We start from the raw sequence: 5553 nt of genomic DNA, 5'->3' as shown, positions 1-5553 counted from the left end.
GCATTTCCGCTTTTCTTAGTGCCATTCGCCCATAAGCTTTGTGATGATGCTGGAATGATGTTTGTTGAAGATATTGATTTTCGGACGTGGGCGAAAGGGATGCTGGGTAAGCACACCTTAGATGCGGGGTTTGGACAATTTATTTCAATCCTAAAATGGGTGTGCTGGAAGCGTGGGGTGTACTTTGAGAAAGTGAATAAAGACTACACATCTCAGGTTTGCCCGCAATGTGATACCCACACTGGGAAAAAGGAATTAAACGACAGGGTTCATTCTTGTCCTGAATGCGGTTACACAACTCATCGAGACGTAGCAGCCGCACAAGTGATCCGCAATCGCGGAGTCTCTGCGCTGGGACGCAGCGTGGAACAAATTGCCTGTGGAGACGGTCTGACGGGGACTGGCGACAGTCTAGTTAAGAGTCAACGAAACAGGAAGAAAGGTGTGAAGTCGGTGCTTCAGTCTGCCTCGTAACATCTTTTGAGAATCCCTTAGATTTTAATCGGGGGAGTACGTCAACACCAGTATCTTTGAAGCAGAACAGGATGGTTGATAAGCTCGTTTCTCAATGGCTATCAACTTTCATGACCTTCTTTGATTACTTCATTACTGCATTGCTGCATCATTTACTGCATTACTGCATTACTCATTTACTTCCTTAAGTGCTTCATCCAGCAGAAACCGCACAATCTCAGCCTTTTTCCTGCCCGTTTTCGCCGCAAGCACAGATAGCTTGCGGTGCATCGACTCAGGTAAATCTACAGTTAATCGTACTGTTGCTTCTTTGGGAGTGGTCGGCTGAAGTTGAGACATGAGATTAAATTTGGTTGGTTGAGTGGATGTAGGTTCTACAGCTGGTTTTGTCACTGGCACAGTTTCCTGTTCTGGTTTTGGCTCTTGCTCGTCTTGAGGTTCTGGCTGCTCCTTGGAACCATAAACAAACTCACTCGCCAGAGCATCATCGAGGGACTTTCGCTTCTTGGTACTCATTTGAGCATCCCCATGATTTCTTTGAACAGTCGCTCATACTCGCGTGCAGATTCAGTCGCTGGACGACCTGATAAATCCCAAATTGTTGCAGCTTGACCAAAAGTGTCTGCGATCGCCTGCTTATTGTGAATCACCGTCTTGAGCACCGACACCTCTTTTGTTTTCGATAACAGTGCGATCGCTTCATCTAATAGCTTTGTCCCCTTAACAGCACGACTGATAAATATAACCGCTTTAGGTGAACCACCGCGCACAGATTTCGCTTGCTTGATTAACCGCACAGAATCAGAAGCCGATTGCAGGTCTAAACCTGTTGGCTGACAGGGAACGACAGCCAAGTCAGCCCGAAACAAAATCGCCCTGGTGGACTCAGTTAGCCCAGCAGGTCCATCTACAATGAGATAATCACACTGCTTGGCTAACTCTGGAATTTGCTCTAGTAGTTCATCCGGTGATTGCAGCACAGTAGCTGGAATTGGGTTATCTTCCATTGAAGTCAGCCAAATTGAACTGCTGCGTTGAGCGTCAGCATCTAAAAGCTGAACCTTGTGACCTTTTTTGGTTAGCCAGTAGCTCATGTGGACGGCAGATGTGGACTTGCCACACCCCCCCTTTTGATTCAAAAATCCTATCACTGTGCCCATCATTCCTTCCTTGCTCAAGTAATGACTGCCGTACTCAATGACTTACTGCATTACTGCATTGATGCAGTAAGTGTAACTGGAAAATAGCTCTCTTGTTGTATAAGTTTTCTGAAGCAGATTCACTTAGTGCCCATCATTCCTTCCTTGCTCAAGTAATGACTGCCGTACTCAATGACTTACTGCATTACTGCATTACTGCATTGATGTGATTAATTCCTGTGGGCGCACAATCGTAATGCTTGACGTGACTGCGAAATCATTTGGATTGAGAGTCAGAAGATTTGTAATCCCATGTGTAAGCATGACTGCAACGATACGAGCATCATGAGTACGCTTACCCATTACTTTGCTAGTCGTAACTAAATCTAACCAGTTTGGAAAAATCTCTGAGGATTCTTCTATCATGGGGAAGCGATTGAGCAGTTGGTCTATTGTACTTCGCGTTTGTTCTACAGTCCATCCCACGCCATTGACTTCAACAGGACGGGTGGCAACAACCCAAAGTTCAATAATTACTTGGGCTGTAAGTAAACATTCGTCTCCCCGTGCCAATAAAAAAGATACCGCATCTGTTGCAAGGCGATGCTGTACATCCAAAGGGTTACAGAAGCGCAAAACAACATTGGTATCAAGTAAATATCTTGTCATTCTTCATAAATGCTGTCGCGGCTAAAGGCTTCATCAGGTAGACTCACACCGCTTTGAGGCAGTTGCGAAACCCATTCTCTAAAGTCCCTAGCCCGTTCTTCTGGTGTTGCTCTTTGCCAAAATGGAATAGACGATTCGACTTGTCTAGACTGAAACTCAAGGTTGGCGATAAAATCAGCGATTTTTTTGAGTTGCTCCTCGTTTAGCTTGTCTATTTCTTTCTTGAGGTTTTCTCGCAGCATAATTACAAGGGAAGCTGATTTGCTCTATTGTAACAACATACTTTAGATGCAGAACACTCCCGTCATCACAAGAATACTGATTGTCATTCATATTCATCAATCACTTACTGCATTGATGCAGTAATGCAGTAAGTATAACTGGAAAATAGCTCTTTTGTTGATTGCAAGTCGCTATAACTACTAGCGAAGTCCTCTAATAAACGTAAAGTTTCAAACAGTACTCGCTCCTTCAGAGCGGGTGCTGTGCGCCCAAAGCGCTGCTGAACACCCCTCCACTCACCCACGCGCTTCAAAACGACACGCACCCAAACCCCGTTGACTCGTGTGGGCAGCCGCAGGCAGGCGTTGCCCTAAGCCCCAAGCCCGACGTGCAATACAGCCACAGGACAAAAAAAACTGCTGCGGCAACGCGGCGGTTACTCCTGTGGCGCTTGCCCGTCGCCCACGCCTGCCTGCGGCTACTCGTCAGCCACCACTCGCTGCGCTCAAATTCAAAGTTCAAAATTCAAAATTCAAAATTATAGATCCTTTTTTGAACTTTGAATTTTGAATTTTGAATTCCCCGGAGGGGTGGCTGGAGGTTGCCTTGTGGCGTGCAGCTGCGGTTTCGTTGCCGTCGCGGGTTGGGTTTCCTCCGCAGCTGGTGGTTTCTACTTTGCTCGCTAAGAGTCGTTTCCGTTACATAAATCCTGCTCAACTCTAATCAATGCTTCTCAAAGCTATTCAATTGGTGTCGAGCTAGTTCCTAAGAGGAACCGCTACGCTACGTTTATTTCCTGCTTCACTCTGGCAGTGTCGGCACTCACCAGTCCACAGGCTAGTATCGTCTAACTGACGACTCTATGTATCGAAGAGAAGTTAAAAAAACTTCTTTTGAGGCGCTACTAACGACCCTCTGTCTATGGAGCCTGCACTTCGCCTGTGGCACGTTTACCAAACGCCAGTCGATGCTGGAAGGGTTATCCTCTGACGGCACGGTAATTAACCGTTAATATATTGGCTATTATAGCGTCTTTTCGCTATACCTGCTTAAAATTGACGACCGTGTGATTTGACTTGAATAGATTTTAGGTTATAGTTCCATGCCCCGCCCCGCGCTCGGTTCTTTGCCTCCGGTTTCACGTCGCTTTGTTTCTTCCACTCTTCTTTTTTTTAGCATAACAGTGCTAAAAAAAATGCCGTTTCTCTACTAGGTTAATGAAATCTGCAAACTGCAATTTGCTGCTCTAAAATAGGCTTAGTTGTTCAGCTTCTGGTTCTTTCATCCAATCCGGCAGGCAGCTAGTGTCGTCAAACTGAGTTTGAAACAAAGGAAATAGATATATCTGCAATCCCCGGTACTTAGCATAAGCAATCGTTAGCCATGTTCCAGACCCGCCACCGTTTGGGCTTTTGCAAGGCTTGCATTCACTGGGGCAGAGTTTGTTGGGGAAGGCATACAGCCAAGCATCGCTTAGGGCTGCAATCGCATCAATCATCCGCTTGCTTCTTTCGACAAAGTGCCATTTTTCCGTCCCTTCCACCTCATACACAGTCAGTTGCTTTTTATAGTAGCCAGCAGCTCGCCGCACAAAGTTATCCAGCCCTGGCGCGTCCCCTACATGCCAGTCTGCCTTATGGTTGCTGATGAAATAGCTGAAGTCTTTGTATATGTTGCCTTCTTGCTGTTTTGTCAATTGCCGTGGTCCTGTAAAAGCAATCTGCATAAAGGTTTCCTAAACTTTTCTCGATTATAGCACTTAAATACTATTTTTTAGCGTAATTGTGCTATAATAGAAGAGTAAGAAAAGACCGAGATGGTTACCTCGGCATCAATTAAAGAACTAAAAGGATTTTAACAATGAACGCAGCTAATCTTTCTCCACTAACAATCTACATTCCCCATCTCAAAAACTGGGTATCTGTGACTGGCGCTTGTTTAGAAGATGGAAACTTTCGACTTATTTGTAAAACCGATGATGGCAAAGTTACATTGCTAAGTCCAGACACGTTGCAAATGCTAGTTAAGTGCTTTGCAGTTCCCTTCTAAATAACTCCCAACCCCGGCTTATCCGGGGGCTTTTCCCTTCATTTTTAACAAAAACTCTTCCGAGAAAGAATTCACCCACTATGTACGGTATCTCTTCATCACTTGCTAGCCAAACCATCAATAAAATCACAGCTTGGAACTGCTTGGTTTCACTAGGAAAGGTATCAGGAACTCTGACCAAATTTATGAGCGATCGCATGATTGTTGAGGGTTGGGGTGTAGGTGTTCGAGTGGTCATCAAGCGCGGTTACAAAGGCATTGAAGTTTTTAAAGGACTTTCTACAATTATTTCACCTTTAAAAATAGCTCTACAAATGATGGAGCAGACTTGTTCAAAATCTGTAAAGCTAAATGTCATTCGCAAGAGCGAGAGATTATTTTTAGTTGATTCTTTTCAAGACCCAAGTATAAAGCACGTAGTTAGCGCACAGTTTGATGGTCTGACCTGCTCGTGCATGAAATTTAAATGCTTAAAAAGTCGGATGGAAAAAGAAGCACCGCAGCTACTAAAAGCACTAGGACAAGTTTCTCTGCTCGATGGTTCTAAAGTTTATCTAACTGAGCATTATGACTTAAATGAAAGAACTATAGAAGAAAAAGTGCATTTACAATGCCACCACATTAGAGCAGTGATGCGAGAGTTTTTTGATGCATTCACCTTTCAAGAATATTTATGGAATTGGAAAAAAGTAATTAACAGCTATAGATACAGTCAAGATAACCGGATGAGTGATGAAGAGTGGAATGAATCACTATTTCCAGTAGACAACTGGGGAGAATTTAAGCGAAAAACGAGCTAATTAATGAGCGTCCTTGTGGGTGGGCGGTTAAACCCTCAACTTTTAAAAGCTGCCGCATCCCCGCCAAGAGACAGCGGCGCTTCGCCACCCGTCAACAACGAGAGGTAAATTTATCATGACACAAAACCAAACACCCCGGATTTATGTCAATACGGTTCAGTTAAGGCTGAAAGTTTTTGGGAGAATGTGAAATTTGGGAG

General features: G+C 44.5%; 8 protein-coding genes. 3 read left to right on the top strand and 5 right to left on the bottom strand.

Annotated elements, in window-relative coordinates; all coding sequences use genetic code 11:
* On the top strand, positions 1-474 hold a 474-nt coding region (locus DP117_RS33340), incomplete at its 5' end, for a transposase (RefSeq protein WP_248277955.1).
* A gap of 168 nt (positions 475-642) precedes the next feature.
* Here DP117_RS33340 and DP117_RS33335 read toward each other — a convergent pair.
* From DP117_RS33335 to DP117_RS33315, 5 genes are all read right to left on the bottom strand, one after another.
* Positions 643-990, bottom strand: coding sequence for a ribbon-helix-helix domain-containing protein (locus tag DP117_RS33335; RefSeq protein ID WP_169222445.1), 348 nt, complete (start codon positions 988-990; stop codon positions 643-645).
* Entirely contained in the window at positions 987-1637 is a 651-nt protein-coding gene (locus DP117_RS33330; protein ID WP_248277954.1) for an AAA family ATPase, read from the bottom strand. The genes DP117_RS33335 and DP117_RS33330 overlap by 4 nt, the downstream gene beginning before the upstream one ends.
* A gap of 189 nt (positions 1638-1826) precedes the next feature.
* Positions 1827-2282 carry a type II toxin-antitoxin system VapC family toxin gene (locus tag DP117_RS33325; RefSeq protein ID WP_169222444.1) on the bottom strand — a complete coding sequence of 152 codons (456 nt, stop codon included), beginning with the start codon at positions 2280-2282 and terminating at the stop codon, positions 1827-1829.
* Positions 2279-2524: a hypothetical protein gene (locus tag DP117_RS33320; protein ID WP_169222443.1), complete on the bottom strand. Its 246-nt coding sequence runs from the start codon at positions 2522-2524 to the stop codon at positions 2279-2281. The genes DP117_RS33325 and DP117_RS33320 overlap by 4 nt, the downstream gene beginning before the upstream one ends.
* 1226 nt (positions 2525-3750) lie before the next feature.
* Positions 3751-4230: a hypothetical protein gene (locus DP117_RS33315; RefSeq protein WP_169222442.1), complete on the bottom strand. Its 480-nt coding sequence runs from the start codon at positions 4228-4230 to the stop codon at positions 3751-3753.
* A 134-nt stretch (positions 4231-4364) separates the two neighbouring features.
* On the opposite strand from DP117_RS33315, the gene DP117_RS33310 reads away from it, so the two are divergent.
* On the top strand, positions 4365-4553 hold the full coding sequence (locus DP117_RS33310; protein WP_169222441.1) for a hypothetical protein: 189 nt from the start codon (positions 4365-4367) through the stop codon (positions 4551-4553).
* An 80-nt stretch (positions 4554-4633) separates the two neighbouring features.
* A complete protein-coding gene (locus tag DP117_RS33305; protein WP_169222440.1) occupies positions 4634-5353 on the top strand; it encodes a hypothetical protein in 720 nt (239 codons plus the stop codon).
* Positions 5354-5553: the final 200 nt, after the last annotated feature.

It is taken from the genome of Brasilonema sp. UFV-L1, assembly GCF_012912105.1.
In the GTDB taxonomy this organism is placed as follows: Bacteria; Cyanobacteriota; Cyanobacteriia; order Cyanobacteriales; family Nostocaceae; genus Brasilonema.
The sequence above is the reverse complement of the archived record's forward strand: the minus strand, read 5'-3'. Positions and strand labels throughout refer to the sequence as shown.